The sequence below is a fragment of the Streptomyces sp. ACA25 genome, assembly GCF_028200735.1.
Lineage (GTDB): Bacteria > Actinomycetota > Actinomycetes > Streptomycetales > Streptomycetaceae > Streptomyces.
This window is the reverse complement of the sequence record NZ_JAQKPV010000006.1, coordinates 260,353-274,579: the sequence shown is the minus strand read 5'-3', so window position 1 is coordinate 274,579 and position 14,227 is coordinate 260,353. Positions and strand designations below refer to the sequence as shown.

The following is a 14,227-nucleotide window of genomic DNA, read 5'->3' as shown; positions in this document are numbered from 1 at the left end:
GCCCGGTGTCCCTTCCACGAAACCTGCATTGGCTGGTCGCCCCCCTCGTCTCCTGGGCTCGCCCCACCGGACAGTACACCAGAGCGGTCACTCAGGGACATACCTCGCCCACACAGAGTGACAGGAGGGGGAAGGTTTGGTACCGTGCGCCGCCGGGTCAACCGGTGCCCACCACGTGAGGCAGTTCTTCACCGCGTGCGAGGCATTCCAGCCGGCTCCGCAGCAGCCGCTCCGCGCGCGGCCGGAAGGCCGAGGAGGCACCGCCCACGTGCGGGGTGATCAGCACCCCGGGCGCCTGCCACAGCGGATGCCCGGCGGGCAGCGGCTCAGGATCGGTGACGTCGAGTGCGGCCCGCAACCGCCCCGTCTCGAACTCGGCCAGCAGGGCCCCGGTGTCCACCACCGCCCCGCGGGAGACGTTGACGAGCAGGGCTCCGTCCCGCATCCGGGCCAGGAATTCCTTGCCCGCCAGCCCGCGGGTCGCGTCGGTGAGCGGCGTGCACAGGATGACCACCTCGGCCTCCGGCAGCAGCTCCGGCAGCTTTCCGGAGGCGTGCACCGGGCCGCGCGGGGAGGAACGTGCCGAACCGGCCACCCGCAGCACCCGCTCAGGTTCGAAGGCGACCAGCCGGTCCTCGATCGCGCTGCCGATCCCGCCGTATCCGACGATGAGCACCCGCCGGTCGGCGAGGGACGGCCGCACCGCCGGCGCCCACCGGCCCTCCAGCTGGCCACGCACGGCGCCTGGGATGTCGCGCAGCGCCGCCAGCGTCAGAGCCAGTGCCAGCTCCGCGGTGCTGGTGTCGTGCAGGCCGCCCGCGTTGCACAGCACGGCGCCGGCCGGCATCAGGGCAAGGCCGGGAAGCATGTGCTCGTACCCCGCGGTGAGCAGCTGGGCGACCCGCAGCCGCGCCATGTCCGGCAACGGGCGCAGGCACACCTCGGCAGGCTTCATGTACGGCACCGCGTAGAAGACGCAACGGGCCGGGTCGGCCGGGAAGTCCGCCTCACCGTCCCACTGGTGGTACCGGAAGGAAGGCGGCAGCGGCTCCGGGCCGGGAAGCGGAAAAGGCAGCCACACGTCTCCGTCGGTCATGCCGTCAGGTTAGCGGCACCGGGCAGCCCTGGTGCGGAAGTACGCGCGGGAACGGATACGTTGGGGCGTCTCGAACAGCGTGCAGGCCTGGGGAAGGAACGACGTCGGGTGCGGTACCGGAGGATGGGGGCGGGGGCCCTCCAGGTCGGGGCCATAGGGCTCGGCTGCATGCCGATGAGCTGGGCGTACTCCGCCTCCGAGCAGGACGGGGAGTCCTCGCTGCGCACGCTGCACGGCGCGGTGGACGCCGGCGCCACCCTGCTGGACACCGCGGACATGTACGGCCCGTACACCAACGAGCTGCTCCTGGGACGGTTCCTGCGGGAGCGGCGCCGGGAAGTCCTGCTCGCCACCAAGTGCGGGCTGCTCGTGGGCGACAAGCACATCGTGGCCAACGGCCGTCCGTCGTACGTGAGACGGGCCTGCGACGCGTCCCTGCGGCGCCTGCAGACCGACACGATCGACCTCTACCAGCTGCACCGTCCGGACCCGGAGGTCCCGGTCGAGGAGACCTGGGGGGCGATGGCGGACCTGGTGACGGCGGGGAAGGTGCGGGCGCTGGGGCTGTGCGCGATGGAGGTGCGCGGCCGGCGGCGCGGGGCCGGCGCCCCGCTGCACGAACCGACGCTGCGCCTGCTGAACCGGGTGCAGCAGGTGTTCCCGGTCAGCAGCGTGCAGGCCGAGTTCTCGGTCTGGAGTCCGGAGGCGCGCGACGGGCTGCTGCCGTGGTGCGAGTCGCACGGGGTCGGCCTGCTGGCGGCGATGCCGCTGGGCAACGGGTACCTCACCGGGACATTGACCACCGGAGGCGGTTTCGAGCCGGAGGACATCCGGGCCCGGCATCCCCGGTTCACCGCGGAGATCATGGCAGCCAACCAGCCGATCGTCGCCGGGCTGCGCCGGATCGCGTCCCGTCACCCGGGGACCACCCCGGCGCAGGTGGCGCTGGCCTGGCTGCTCGCCCAGGGACAGCACGTGCTGCCGGTGCCCGGGACCAAGAAGGCGCGGTGGGCGCGTGAGAACTGCGCCGCCGCCGAACTGGACCTGACCGCCGAGGACTTGTCGGAGCTGGCCGGGCTGCCGCCCGCTCAGGAGTCGTGGATCTGACCGGGAACCGCGTGGGAGCCCTGCGGTGCCGTCCGCGATGTGGTGTTCTGGAAGCCGGGACGACGACGGGCCCGGGAGGCGGCGCGGGCGTTCCCGAGGAGCTGTACCGCCACCGGCGCAGACCGGTGGCACGTCCCCTCGCGAAGGAGTTGACGATGGGAAGCCGCAGGCTGACCGCTCACGCAGCCGCGATCGCCGCGATCGCCGTACTGGCCGCCGGCTGCGGGACAGACACGAACGGGGAAGACGAACCGGCGGTGCCCGCGACGGACGGGCCTCCGGAACCGGGGGCGGCCCCGGAAGCGGAAGGCACCGCCGAAGTCGTGGGGACCGTGGCGGAAGACCTGGACTCCCCCTGGGGGCTCGTGGTCCTCCCGGACGGGGATCTGCTGGTCGGCAGCCGCGACGCCTCGGTGATCAGCAGGGTCGACCCGGAGGACGGCTCGGTGACCGAAGCGGCAGACCTCTCCGGAGTGGACACCGATGGTGAGGGCGGCCTGCTGGGCATGGCGTTCCGGGACGAGCAGGTCTACGCCTACCACACGGCCGCGGAGGACAACCGCATCGTGCGCATGGACCTCCGGGACGACGGCACCCTGGCCGAATCCGAGGTGGTGCTCAGCGGCATCCCACGGGACGCACGGATCCACAACGGCGGCGGGCTGGCCTTCGGCCCGGACGACATGCTGTACGCGGGCACCGGGGACGCCAACGATCCCGCACTGGCACAGGACGAGGACTCCCTGGCGGGCAAGATCCTGCGCATGACCCCGGACGGCGAGCCGCCGGAGGAGGGAAACGCGGAGCCCGGCTCACTGGTCCACTCCCTGGGTCACCGCAACGTGCAGGGGCTCGCCTGGGACGACGACCAGCTGTGGGTCTCGGAGTTCGGAGCCAGCGAGTGGGACGAGCTCAACCTGATCCGGCCCGGCGGGAACTACGGCTGGCCGCATCACGAGGGCAGCGGCGGCGAAGCCGAGGGATACATCGACCCGGTCGTGGAGTGGCAGCCGTCCGAGGCCTCACCGAGCGGGCTGGCCTTCCACGAGGGCGCCCTGTGGATGGCCGCGCTGCGCGGCGAACGGCTGTGGCGGATCCCGCTGGACGCGGCCGGCCCGTCGGCCGAACCGCAGTCCTTCTTCGCGCACGAGTACGGGCGGCTGCGGACCGTGGTGCCGGACGGCGACGGGCAGCTGCTGCTGGTGACCAACGAGACCGACACACGGGGCAACCCGGACGAGGGCGACGACCGTATCCTGAGAGTGGACATCACCTGACCGGCACCGGCGCCTGCGCCGGCCCTCGCGGTTCGAAGGAGCACACCATGGATGAGGCATTCGGCGCTCCCGTCGACGTCCCTGAGCTGCCCGCGCCCGACGAACGCGAGCACCCGGACCACACGCTGACCGTCGAGCACTCCCACGACCCGGCGGTGAACCTGGACGGCGGTGTGGTCTTCCTCGGCGGGAGCACCGAGGGCGCCGTCCTGCCGGCGCGGCCCCGCGTCGAGGAGGCATCGGAGGACACGGACGACCCGGAGGAAGCCGGCACGCTGTGACGGCGGCACCCTGAGGGAAGGCGCCCCGGCCGGATACCGGCCGGGGCGCCTTCCCTGTGCCCTCCAGGACGCTCGGCGGTCAGCCGGGGGTGGCGGGGAGCATCCCCAGCCGGTGCGCCAGCGCGGCCGCCTCGCCACGGCTGGACACCTCCAACTTGGCCAGGATGTTGGAGACGTGCACACTCACCGTCTTCGGCGAGATGAACAACTCGCCGGCTATCTGCCGATTGCTGCCCCCCGACGCCACCAGCGCCAGCACATCCCGCTCCCGGCGGGTGAGGCCGAAGGGGTTCTCCGGGCTCTCACCGTTCCCCGTTCCCCCCGGCCCGGACGCCGCCCGGCTCGCCGGGGAGCCGGGAGCAGCAGGCGCGGTGAGCTCCAGCCGGGCCCGCCGGGCCAGCTGGTCGATGCGGGTCAGCAGCCGCACCGCACGGAGCCCGGCCGCGGCTTCCCGGGCCTGCCGCAGCAGCCCCGCCGCCTGCCGTCGGGCGGCAGCACCCCCGTCGGCCACCAGCGCCTCGGCCCAGCCGTGCCGCGCCTGTGCGAGGGGGTACGGCATCACCTCCGGCAGCGCGGCGTACGCCTCCGCGGCCTCCTGCCAGGTCTGCGCGTCGCTGCGGCCCTCCGCCCGCGACAGCTCCGCCCGCAGCAGCGCCTCGGCCGCCACCCAGATCGGCAGGACCGCCGGGAACGTCGCGGCCACCGCCCGGATGCGGTCCAGCGCCTCGGCGCGGCCGGCCGCGGCCGACGGCACCCCGAGGGCGTCGGACTCCATGGCGGCCGCCGCCTGCAGCAGCTGCCACACGATGCTCACCATGAACGGTGCCAGCCCGTGGGAGACGGCCTCGGCGAACCGGGCCCGCCCCTCCACGATCCGGCCGTGCGCCGCGGCGACCTCCACGGCCAGCCAGTCGGCCTGGAGCGAGAACTGCTTCTGCAGGTCGGGGAGGTCCAGCTCACGCCGCGCGGACGCCAGATGCTGCTCGGCGGCCGCCAGATCACCCCGGACCAGGCGCAGCCACCCCAGATGCGCGTAGTCCGCTCCCCTGGTCCGCGACTCACGGCCCCGCTGCCGGGCCCGGGTGTACATGCGCTCGGCCTCGTCCCAGCGGCCCAGGTCCTCCAGCACCTTCCCGAGGTTGCCGTACAGCCACGGCTTGGTCTCCGTCAGCCCGAACCGGTCGCACAGCTCGATGCCCTCCCGCGCCGAGTCCAGGGACTCGGTCAGCCGCCCGGTCCGGGCCAGCGCGGCCGAGAGATTGACCAGGGTGCGGCCGATACCGAAGCTGCTCGGGCTGTCCCTGGAGACGAGCCGGTCGCGGACCGCCCGCATCTCGGCGATACCGCCCTCGATGTCCCCGGCGTCGGACTTGAGGTTGCCCAGGGTGAACCGGGCGTGCAGCTCGACGTTGCGGGCCCCGACCAGCCGGGCCATCTCGACCGCCCGCTCGGCCAGCCCGAAGCTCTCCGCCTCCGGCTTGTGCACCATCTGCCAGGCGGCCACGTGGGAGAGGACCTGGGCGTGCACCATGGAGGGCGGCAGCCCGCCGATCAGCTCCTGAGCCCGGACCAGCTCCGCCAGGCCGTCCCCCCGGCCGAGTTGCTCGCGCACCCGCGAGCGGTGGGTCCAGAACCACGCCGCCCGCAGGGGATCCTCCTGCTCGTCCAGCAGCCGCAGGGCCTGCTTGCTGAGAACCCACCCACGGTCCGGCTGGTCGGACAGGTGCGCGGCGGCCATCGCCTCCGCGAGCAGATCCCGGAACCGCAGCGGCTGCTCGCTGTCGTCGACGGGGTAGCTCTCGATGTGGTCGGCGGGCCGGAGCCCGTCCCGGATGTCGCGCGGAACCCTGTCCCACAGCTCCAGCGCGCGCTCCAGCAGGCTGAGCTGCTCGGCATAGGCATAGCGGCGGCGCGCGTCGACGGCGGCGTCCAGGACGGCGGGCAGCGCCTTGGCCGCGTCCCCGGCGTGATACCAGTAGCTCGCCAGCCGGGCGGACCTCTGGTCGCCGGACACCAGCTGCGGTGCGTCCTCCAGCGCTTCCGCGTACCGGCGGTTCAGCCGGGTGCGCTCCCCCGGCAGCAGGTCGTCGATGACGGCCTCGCGCATCAGCGCGTGCCGGAAGCGGTAGCCGTCCCCGTCCTCCGTGGGCACCAGCAGGTGGGCGCCGACCGCCGTGCGCAGGGCGCCGAGCAGCACGTTCTCCGGACACCTGGCCACTGCTTCGAGCAGTCCGTGCTCCAGAGCGGAACCGCCCTCGGCGGCGAGCCGCAGCACTTCCTGGGCGTCCTCGGGCAGCTCCTCGACCCGGACCAGCAGGAGGTCCCGCAGCGTCTCGCTCATCCCGCACCGCATGGAGTCACCGGTGGTGAGCTCCTCGACGAAGAACGGGTTGCCCTGGGAACGTTCGAAGACCGTGCGGACCAGGTCCGGGGAGGGCTCGACGCCCTTGATGCCCGCGAGCTGTTCGGCGACCTCGTTGCGGGTGAGCTGCCGCAGCTCGAGCCGCCGTACGGTGCGCAGCCGGTCCAGCTCGGCGAGGAAGTGCCGCAGCGGGTGGCGGCGGTGCAGGTCGTCCGCCCGGTAGGTGGCGAGCACCAGCAGGCGGGTGCCGGGCTGCACGGACCGGAAGAGGTACCCGAGCAGTTCCCGGGTGGAGCGGTCGGCCCAGTGCAGGTCCTCCACGGCCACGACCAGCGGCCGCTCGACGGCGAGCTGCTCCAGCAGCCGGGTGGTGAGCTCGAAGAGCCGGGCCCGCCCCACGTCGTCCCCGGCCACCGGGGACGCCTCCCCGAGCTCGGGGAGCAGCCGGGCCAGGTCGCTCTCCTGACCGCGGACGGCAGCGGCCAGCTCCGGGCCCAGCCGGCGGTGCAGGGAGCGCAGCAGAGCGGCAACAGGCGCGAACGGCAGACCGTCCGCGCCCAGCTCCACACAGCCGCCGACCGCGGTGACCGCGCCGGCGGCCCTGGCCCGGTCGAGGAACTCCTCGAGCAGCCGCGTCTTGCCGACCCCTGCCTCTCCGCCGATCACGCAGGCCTGGGGCTCGCCGCCGTCCGCCCGGGCGAGCCAGCCGCTGAGCGCGGTGAGCTCGCCACTGCGGCCGACGATGACAGGACTGACGGTGCGGGTCTCCACACTAGGGAGAATGACACGGGAATCCGACAACGCGGAATCGGTTATCCCGGCCGGTGACCGCGGCGCGGCAACCGCCACGGGTCACGCCTCGGTGCGGGCGGGGAGCCGGCTGCCCTCCTGGCCGGTGTCGCCGCTGTGGCGCCGCCGGCGCGCGGCCCGCCGGGTCTGCCGGTCCCGCTGGACCTCACTGCGCAGCTCGTTCGCGCGCTGCCGGTGGTGTTCGATCTCGTATCCCCACATGGTGGCTGTCTCCCCTGACAGTCGGTGTTCTCCTGATGCCTCAACCCTCCTCGCCCAGTAGGGGCGGGCGCATCGGGCGATTTCCCGGTATTCACTGTCAGGGGTCCTTAGATCAGCGCACGGTGACCGCAGAGGTGAGGCGGCGTTCCCTAGGTGTATGGGGCCGGGGCGTTGGTGGCTGCGAGTAGCAGGTAGCCACCCAACCCCACCGGGAGAAAGGGAATCTGTTGGCGGCAGAGCACAACTACGCGCACGAGTAAGAGCTTTGGGACACCTACGTCGCACGAGGGGGCTTCGTGTTCTCCCGGCCTCCGGCCGTCCCCGGCGCCTACGGGCCGCAGGGCATGTACAAGGGCGGCTTCGCCGGACCCGCCATGTTCACCTACCGCTACAGCTACACCCCCGACGCGTGGGAAGACTTCCTTTCCGCCGCCGGACTCACCGCACCACACGTTCGGGTCCTGGACGCCCCCAAGCCCGGCCGCATCGGAACACTGATCGGCAGAGCAGAACGCCGCTGACTGTCCCCATCCGGTCCCGCCGTGCGCTGCCGCCGTGGCGCTGGGACACACACAGAGCGCACCGCTCCCTGGTCAGGGAGCGGTGCGCTCTGCTCTGCTCAGCGGGCGGTGTGCGCGAGGAAGGCGGTCCACGCCTCGGTGCCGACCGCGAACCGAGGACCGCACTTGTCCTTCGAATCACGCACGTGCACTACTCCTCCTGCAGCGGCCACCTCCACGCATTCGGGGCCGTCGTTGCTGCTGTACGTGCTCCGTATCCACAGCAGACCGGTGTCATTCCCGGTGAGCGGCTCAACAGTCATGTCTCTCCCAGCAGTCTCTCGATGAAGGTCAGCGACTCCCGCGGGGGCAGTGCCTGAGCCCGGAGGATCCCGTACCGCATCTCCATGATCAGGACCTCCTTCGGATCAGACACCAGACGGCTGTGAAGCTGCCCCTCCCAGTGACCCACCGCGGTGCCGTCCTGGAGTTTCAGCAGTTGCAGCTGACCGCCCATCCCGGCGTGGTCCTCACAGCTCGTCGGCATCACCTGGATCTCGACGTGCCGCAACTGGCCGACGACCAGCAGGTGTTCGAGCTGGCGTCGGAGCACCATTCTGCCCCCGAGAGGGCGTCGGAGCGTGACCTCTTCCTGGACAAAGCTGAGCAGCGGGGCCGGTTTCCGGTCGAAGATCGCCTGGCGGGCCATCCGTGCGGCCACGTGCTGCTCGATCTCGTCCGGGCTGTACGCGGGCCGCCGCATCTCGAACAGCGCCCGGGTGTACTCCTCCGTCTGCACCAGACCGTGCACGTTGTGGTTGCCGTAGGCGCCCAGCTCGACGGCCTGCTCCTCCAGCCTGGTCAGGTGCCGCACCTTCCGTGGGTACCGGAGATCCGCCACATCGCTCTTCATCGCGGCGATCTTGCCGCCGGCGGACAGCACCTCGTCGGCCTTGTCCAGGAACTCCGGCTTGGCCAGCCGCCGCCCGCGTTCCACGGACGAGACCTGGTCCACGCCGTACCTGATCGCCGCTCCCAGCTCCGACTGGGTGAGGCCCGCGCCTTCCCGCCAGAGCTTGATCTGCCGACCGACCGTCCTGATCACCCCGGCCGAGTCCTCGTCCGCCTCACCGTCCCAGCACGCCCCGTCCGCACCGTCCGTCGTGTGGTCGGTCCGTCCCGCACCGCCGTTGTCCACGCCCACGCGCGCCACCTCCTCCGCACCGTCAACGCCGCACGACCGCGAGGGGTCACGGCGCCCGGCCCGGACCGATTCACCTCCCCAGCCGTACCTTTCCGGTCTGTCCGGGCGCTCGCCCCTGCCGTGCGCATTGCCCGGCGGGGCCGGAGCGCAGTGGATGAGAATCGAGGCCCAGGGACCGCTGACGAGAGCGAGAAGACCGTGAGGCACGTACTGAACCTGTGGCGCCAGGAACTCGGAGAAGTGCCCGACTCGGTCTGGCAACAGACCGAACTCCGCGTGCTGATCCTCGGGGACAACGAACTCACGGCGCTCCCTCCAGGGATCGGGCAACTGCGCCGGCTGACGACCCTGGACCTCGGCCACAACGCGCTCACCTCGGTACCCGACGAACTGGGCAGTCTGAGCGAGCTCAGCGGCTGCCTCTACCTGCACGACAACCACCTGGCACGGATTCCGGATGCTCTGGGACAACTGACCCGGCTGCGTTACCTCAACATCGGTGAGAACTCCCTCACGGCCCTCCCCGAGGCCATCGGAGGGATGACCGGCCTCATCGAGTTCAGGGCACAGCGCAACCGGCTCACCACGCTGCCCGATGCCATCGGCCGACTCCGCAACCTGCGGGAGCTCTGGCTTCGAGCCAACGCAATCGAGCACCTGCCGCCGTCGGTCTCTGCACTGCGCGAACTTCGTCACCTGGACCTGCGCGAGAACTCCGTGGCCGAGCTGCCGCGGTCACTGGCCCGCCTCCCGCGACTCCGTCAGATCGACCTGCGCAGCAACCGCCTGAGCCGACTGCCGGACTGGCTCACTGGCCTTCCCTCGCTGGAGAAGCTGGATCTGCGCTGGAACGACATCGACCCCTCCTTGCCGCTGCTGACGGAACTCGAGGGACGGGGTTGCGTCGTCCTGACATGAGGCAGGCGACACCGACGAACGAGTTGATCTCTGCACGCACGCTGCTGAAGCTGCACGAAGCCACGGGAGACAGGGAGCCTGTCAGTGGACGACGTCGAAGACGTTCTTCTGGAGACCGTTGGCGTAGGCCTGGTGCTCGACGAGCTTCAGCTTCTGGGTGTCCTTGTCCGTGGCGCTGAACAGGCGCTTGCCCGCTCCGAGCAGGAGCGGGAAGACGAGCAGGTGGTAGCGGTCGATCAGGCCGGCGTCCGACAGGCTCCGGTTCAGGGCGGCGCTGCCGTGGACGATGATCGGGCCGCCCTCGGTCTCCTTCAGCGCGGCGACGTCTTCGAGTGAGCGCAGGAGGGTGGTCTCCCCCCAGTTCGGGGCCAGGCGCTCTTCGGTGAGCGTGGTGGAGACGACGTACTTGGGCATCACCTTGTAGCCGGCGAAGTCCTCCATGTCCGGCCACACCTGGCTGAACGCCTCGTAGCTGACCCGGCCCAGCAGCATCGCGGTGGCTTCCCGCTGCTCCCGGTCCTTGATCTCGAACGCCTCGGGGAGAAACTCCACGTCCTTGAAGGTCCAGCCGGAGTTCCGGTAGCCGGGCTCACCGCCCGGGGCCTCCACGACACCGTCGAGCGAGATGAAGGCGGTGCTGATCAGGGTGCGCACTTGAGTTCCTCACGTGGTCGGATGCCCGGCTGCTGCCCGGTGTGATCGGGGCGCGCCACCACCACCACCCGCGCGGTCGCGGCGCACCCTTCATGATCTCCGAGGGCGGGGCACGGGGAAACCCGGGTGGTCGCTCCTCGTGCCCCCCATGCCACGGCCGGGCCCCGGGCGCACCGAGCGGGGCGCCCCCGGACCGGAGTCCGGGGACGCCCCGAGGGTCGTGTGCTGCTGGGCGGTCAGCCCTGGACGCCGAGCTTCTCCAGAATCAGCTCCCGGGCCCGGCCCGCGTCGGCCTGCCCGCGGGTGGTCTTCATGACCGCTCCGACCAGGGCTCCGGCGGCGGCGACCTTCCCGCCGCGGATCTTGTCGGCGATGGCCGGGTTGGCCGCGATGGCCTCGTCGACGGCAGAACCCAGTGCGCCGTCGTCGGAGACGACCTTGAGCCCGCGCTTCTCGACGACCTCGTCCGGGGAGCCCTCGCCCGCGAGAACACCCTCGAGTGTCTGCCGGGCCAGCTTGTCGTTGAGCGAGCCGTCGGCGACGAGCGCGGCGACCCGGGCAACCTGCTCGGGGGTGATGGGCAGGGCGGTCAGCTCGACGGCCTGCTCATTCGCCCGGCGGGCCAGCTCGCCCATCCACCACTTGCGGGCCGCCGCGGGGTCCGCGCCGGCGTCCATGGTGGCGACGATCGGGCCGATGGCCCCGGCGTTGAGCACGGACTGCATCTCGTGGACGGAGATGCCCCACTCCTCACGGAGCCGGTTGCGCCGCAGCCTCGGCAGCTCCGGCAGCCCGGCGCGCAGCTCCTCGACCCATTCACGGGCCGGTGCGACGGGCACCAGGTCGGGCTCGGGGAAGTAGCGGTAGTCCTCCGCCTCCTCCTTGACCCGGCCGGAGGTGGTGGTGCCGTCCTCCTCGTGGAAGTGACGGGTCTCCTGCAGGATCGTGCCGCCGCCGCCGAGCACCGCGGCGTGCCGCTGGATCTCGGAGCGGCAGGCGCGCTCGACGCTGCGGAGCGAGTTGACGTTCTTGGTCTCGCTGCGGGTGCCGAACTGCTCCCGCCCGTGCGGGCGCAGCGACAGGTTGACGTCGCAGCGCATCTGGCCCATTTCCATGCGGGCCTCGGAGACCCCGAGTGCCTTGATGAGCTCACGCAGCTCGGCCACGTAGGCCTTGGCGACCTCGGGGGCGCGGGCGCCGGCCCCGGTGATCGGCTTGGTGACGATCTCGATCAGCGGGATACCTGCCCGGTTGTAGTCCAGCAGGGAGTGCGAGGCGCCGTGGATACGGCCGGTGGCGCCCCCGACGTGAGTGGACTTGCCGGTGTCCTCCTCCATGTGGGCGCGCTCGATCTCGACGCGGAAGATCTCACCGTCCTCCAGCTGGACGTCCAGATAGCCCTCGTAGGCGATCGGCTCGTCGTACTGGGAGGTCTGGAAGTTCTTCGGCATGTCCGGGTAGAAGTAGTTCTTCCGGGCGAAGCGGCACCACTGGGCGATCTCGCAGTTGAGGGCGAGGCCGATCCGGACGGCGGACTCCACACCGATGGCGTTGACCACCGGCAGGGCTCCGGGCAGGCCGAGGCAGACGGGACAGGTCTGGGTGTTCGCGTCCGCGCCGAGCGTGGTGGAACAGCCGCAGAACATTTTGGTCTTGGTGCCGAGCTCGACATGGACCTCCAGGCCCATGACGGGGTCGTAGGACGCCAGCGCGTCCTCGTACGACACCAGGTCGGTGACGGTCACTGGGTGGTACCTCTCAGTGCGCTCAGTCGGCGAGGATGTCGGACTGTTCCCGGTTGAGCCGCCGGAGCTCCCGGGCCAGCAGGGCCACACTCGTCACGATCGCCGCGGCCGAGACCACGGCGTCCACCAGCTCCAGCCCGTCGTGGTCCTCGCGGGCGTGCTTGAGCTGCTTGACCACACCGAGAACCCCGAACAGCGAGGTACCGATGGACAGGTACGTTCCGGCCTTGGACTTCTTCTTGGTCATAGCGCGGGCGCCTCCTCCAGTATCGGGTGGCCCCACCTTGCCTGGAAGGCCGCCTCGACGGCAGCCCCGACACGGTAGAGCCGGTCGTCGGCCATGGCGGGGGCGATGATCTGCAGCCCCACCGGGAGCCCGTCCTCGGGGGCCAGCCCGCACGGCAGGGACATCGCCGCGTTGCCGGCCAGGTTGGACGGGATGGTGCACAGGTCGGCGAGGTACATCGCCATCGGGTCGTCGGCGCGTTCGCCGATCGGGAACGCGGTGGTCGGGGTGGTCGGCGAGACGATCACGTCCACGCCGGTGCCGTCCGCGAAGGCCCGCTGGAAGTCCCGGGTGATGAGGGTCCGGACCTTCTGCGCGCTGCCGTAGTAGGCGTCGTAGTAGCCGGAGGACAGCGCGTAGGTGCCGAGCATGATGCGGCGCTTCACCTCGTCGCCGAAGCCCGCCGCGCGGGTCATCGAGGTGACGTCCTCGGCCGAGCGGGTGCCGTCGTCGCCGACCCGCATGCCGTAGCGCAGGGCGTCGAAGCGGGCCAGGTTGGAGGAGCACTCGGACGGCGCGATCAGGTAGTAGGCGGCGAGGGCCTTGTCGAAGGACGGGCAGGAGAGCTCGACGATCTCGGCGCCCAGCGCGCTCAGCAGCTCCACCGACTCGCGGAAACGCTGCATGACACCGGCCTGGTAGCCGTCGCCCGCGAACTCCTTGACGACGCCGATCCGCAGGCCGGCGACCGTGCCGTTGCGGGCGGCCTCGACGACCGGCGGCACCGGGGCGTCGACGGAGGTGGAGTCCAGCGGGTCGTGGCCGGCGATGACCTCGTGCAGCAGCGCCGCGTCGAGGACGGTGCGGGCGCAGGGGCCGCCCTGGTCCAGTGAGGAGGAGAACGCCACCATGCCGTACCGGGAGACGCCGCCGTAGGTCGGCTTGACGCCGACGGTGCCGGTGACCGCGGCGGGCTGCCGGATGGAGCCGCCGGTGTCGGTGCCCACGGCGAGCGGAGCCTGGTGGGCGGCGAGCGCGGCTGCCGAACCGCCGCCGGAGCCGCCGGGGATCCGGGTGAGGTCCCAGGGGTTGCCGGTGGGTCCGTAGGCGCTGTTCTCGGTGGAGGACCCCATGGCGAACTCGTCCATGTTGGTCTTGCCGAGGATGACGACGCCGGCGGCCTTGAGCCGGCTGGTCAGGGTCGCGTCGTAGGGCGGGATCCAGCCTTCCAGCATTTTGCTGCCGACCGTGGTCGGCACGCCCCGGGTGGTGAAGATGTCCTTGAGCGCGAGCGGGACGCCGGCCAGCGGGCCGAGCGGCTCGTCCGCGGCGCGGGCGGCGTCGACGGCGCGGGCCTGGGCGAGGGCGCCCTCCCGGTCGACGTGCAGGAAGGCGTGCACCTTCTCGTCGACGGCCTCGATGCGCGCGAGGTGGGCCTCGGCGACCTGGACCGCGGACGTCTCCCCGGCTGCCATGCCGGCCGCCAGCTCGGCGGCGGTGAGCTTGATCAGTTCGGTCGATTCGCTCATGGCGGTCACTCCTCCCCCAGGATCTGCGGCACCTTGAAGCGCTGCTGCTCCTGAGCGGGGGCGCCGGACAGCGCCTGCTCGGGGGTCAGGCTCGGCCGGATCTCGTCCGGCCGCATGACGTTGGTGAGCGGCAACGGGTGGGAGGTCGGAGGCACGTCCTCGTCGGCGACTTCGGAGACGCGGGCGACCGCGCCGATGATGTCGTCGAGCTGTCCGGAGAAGTGCGCCAGCTCTTCGTCCGTCAGCTGCAGGCGCGCCAGCCGGGCGAGGTGGGCTACTTCCTCGCGCGTGATGCCTGGCATGCGGCGATCCTCTTG

The 14,227-nt window shown here is 71.6% G+C and carries 14 protein-coding genes and 1 pseudogene; 5 read left to right on the top strand and 10 right to left on the bottom strand.

All coding sequences use genetic code 11. The features are described 5' to 3' along the window. Positions 1–157: 157 nt before the first annotated feature. Complete coding sequence (locus PJ985_RS12475) at positions 158–1,096, bottom strand: 2-hydroxyacid dehydrogenase (RefSeq protein WP_271683750.1); 939 nt, start codon at positions 1,094–1,096, stop codon at positions 158–160. A 123-nt stretch (positions 1,097–1,219) separates the two neighbouring features. Here PJ985_RS12475 and PJ985_RS12470 point away from each other — a divergent pair, with 123 nt between their 5' ends. From PJ985_RS12470 to PJ985_RS12460, 3 genes are all read left to right on the top strand, one after another. Beyond that, the gene (locus tag PJ985_RS12470) at positions 1,220–2,203 is read left to right on the top strand and encodes an aldo/keto reductase (RefSeq protein ID WP_443033473.1); all 984 of its coding nucleotides are present in this window, start codon (positions 1,220–1,222) and stop codon (positions 2,201–2,203) included. A 155-nt stretch (positions 2,204–2,358) separates the two neighbouring features. Beyond that, on the top strand, positions 2,359–3,480 hold the full coding sequence (locus tag PJ985_RS12465) for a PQQ-dependent sugar dehydrogenase (protein ID WP_271683748.1): 1,122 nt from the start codon (positions 2,359–2,361) through the stop codon (positions 3,478–3,480). A 47-nt stretch (positions 3,481–3,527) separates the two neighbouring features. Continuing rightward, the gene (locus PJ985_RS12460; RefSeq protein WP_271683747.1) at positions 3,528–3,761 is read left to right on the top strand and encodes a hypothetical protein; all 234 of its coding nucleotides are present in this window, start codon (positions 3,528–3,530) and stop codon (positions 3,759–3,761) included. A 79-nt stretch (positions 3,762–3,840) separates the two neighbouring features. Here the strand turns inward: PJ985_RS12460 and PJ985_RS12455 are convergent, their stop codons facing one another. Then, positions 3,841–6,894, bottom strand: coding sequence for a helix-turn-helix transcriptional regulator (locus PJ985_RS12455; RefSeq protein WP_271683746.1), 3,054 nt, complete (start codon positions 6,892–6,894; stop codon positions 3,841–3,843). Positions 6,895–6,975: 81 nt separating this feature from the next. Continuing rightward, positions 6,976–7,134, bottom strand: a complete 159-nt coding sequence (locus PJ985_RS12450) for a hypothetical protein (RefSeq protein ID WP_271683745.1) — start codon at positions 7,132–7,134, stop codon at positions 6,976–6,978. A 287-nt stretch (positions 7,135–7,421) separates the two neighbouring features. Between PJ985_RS12450 and PJ985_RS12445 the strand changes: the two are divergent. Next, positions 7,422–7,655 (top strand): annotated as a pseudogene (locus PJ985_RS12445) (SAM-dependent methyltransferase); the annotation flags it as partial. Between the two features lie 98 nt (positions 7,656–7,753). On the opposite strand, the gene PJ985_RS12440 reads toward PJ985_RS12445, so the two are convergent. Both PJ985_RS12440 and PJ985_RS12435 read right to left on the bottom strand, forming a co-directional pair. Next, complete coding sequence (locus PJ985_RS12440; protein WP_271683744.1) at positions 7,754–7,957, bottom strand: DUF397 domain-containing protein; 204 nt, start codon at positions 7,955–7,957, stop codon at positions 7,754–7,756. Then, positions 7,954–8,838 carry a helix-turn-helix domain-containing protein gene (locus PJ985_RS12435; protein ID WP_443033471.1) on the bottom strand — a complete coding sequence of 295 codons (885 nt, stop codon included), beginning with the start codon at positions 8,836–8,838 and terminating at the stop codon, positions 7,954–7,956. Before PJ985_RS12435 ends, PJ985_RS12440 begins: the two co-directional genes overlap by 4 nt. A gap of 198 nt (positions 8,839–9,036) precedes the next feature. Here PJ985_RS12435 and PJ985_RS12430 point away from each other — a divergent pair, with 198 nt between their 5' ends. Further along, positions 9,037–9,756 carry a leucine-rich repeat domain-containing protein gene (locus PJ985_RS12430; RefSeq protein WP_271683743.1) on the top strand — a complete coding sequence of 240 codons (720 nt, stop codon included), beginning with the start codon at positions 9,037–9,039 and terminating at the stop codon, positions 9,754–9,756. 81 nt (positions 9,757–9,837) lie between these two features. Here the strand turns inward: PJ985_RS12430 and PJ985_RS12425 are convergent, their stop codons facing one another. The 5 genes from PJ985_RS12425 to gatC all read right to left on the bottom strand — a co-directional run bounded on the left by PJ985_RS12425 (position 9,838) and on the right by gatC (position 14,212). Continuing rightward, complete coding sequence (locus PJ985_RS12425) at positions 9,838–10,410, bottom strand: dihydrofolate reductase family protein (protein WP_271683742.1); 573 nt, start codon at positions 10,408–10,410, stop codon at positions 9,838–9,840. A gap of 236 nt (positions 10,411–10,646) precedes the next feature. After that, positions 10,647–12,155 carry an Asp-tRNA(Asn)/Glu-tRNA(Gln) amidotransferase subunit GatB gene (gatB, locus tag PJ985_RS12420; RefSeq protein WP_271683741.1) on the bottom strand — a complete coding sequence of 503 codons (1,509 nt, stop codon included), beginning with the start codon at positions 12,153–12,155 and terminating at the stop codon, positions 10,647–10,649. 22 nt (positions 12,156–12,177) lie between these two features. Further along, complete coding sequence (locus PJ985_RS12415; protein ID WP_271683740.1) at positions 12,178–12,402, bottom strand: hypothetical protein; 225 nt, start codon at positions 12,400–12,402, stop codon at positions 12,178–12,180. Next, the gene (gene gatA / locus PJ985_RS12410; RefSeq protein WP_271683739.1) at positions 12,399–13,910 is read right to left on the bottom strand and encodes an Asp-tRNA(Asn)/Glu-tRNA(Gln) amidotransferase subunit GatA; all 1,512 of its coding nucleotides are present in this window, start codon (positions 13,908–13,910) and stop codon (positions 12,399–12,401) included. The genes PJ985_RS12415 and gatA overlap by 4 nt, the downstream gene beginning before the upstream one ends. Positions 13,911–13,915: 5 nt before the next feature. Next, positions 13,916–14,212 (bottom strand): Asp-tRNA(Asn)/Glu-tRNA(Gln) amidotransferase subunit GatC, encoded by a 297-nt coding sequence (gene gatC, locus PJ985_RS12405; protein ID WP_271683738.1) that lies wholly within the window; start codon positions 14,210–14,212, stop codon positions 13,916–13,918. Positions 14,213–14,227 lie beyond the last annotated feature (15 nt).

Bases quoted from the DNA above. Each gene is read 5' to 3' on its own strand.
- PJ985_RS12415 (WP_271683740.1), bottom strand. From the start codon at position 12,402: ATGACCAAGAAGAAGTCCAAGGCCGGAACGTACCTGTCCATCGGTACC.
- gatC (WP_271683738.1), bottom strand. From the start codon at position 14,212: ATGCCAGGCATCACGCGCGAGGAAGTAGCCCACCTCGCCCGGCTGGCG.
- PJ985_RS12465 (WP_271683748.1), top strand. From the start codon at position 2,359: ATGGGAAGCCGCAGGCTGACCGCTCACGCAGCCGCGATCGCCGCGATC.
- PJ985_RS12440 (WP_271683744.1), bottom strand. From the start codon at position 7,957: ATGACTGTTGAGCCGCTCACCGGGAATGACACCGGTCTGCTGTGGATA.
- PJ985_RS12450 (WP_271683745.1), bottom strand. From the start codon at position 7,134: ATGTGGGGATACGAGATCGAACACCACCGGCAGCGCGCGAACGAGCTG.
- PJ985_RS12470 (WP_443033473.1), top strand. From the start codon at position 1,220: ATGGGGGCGGGGGCCCTCCAGGTCGGGGCCATAGGGCTCGGCTGCATG.
- PJ985_RS12460 (WP_271683747.1), top strand. From the start codon at position 3,528: ATGGATGAGGCATTCGGCGCTCCCGTCGACGTCCCTGAGCTGCCCGCG.
- gatA (WP_271683739.1), bottom strand. From the start codon at position 13,910: ATGAGCGAATCGACCGAACTGATCAAGCTCACCGCCGCCGAGCTGGCG.
- PJ985_RS12475 (WP_271683750.1), bottom strand. From the start codon at position 1,096: ATGACCGACGGAGACGTGTGGCTGCCTTTTCCGCTTCCCGGCCCGGAG.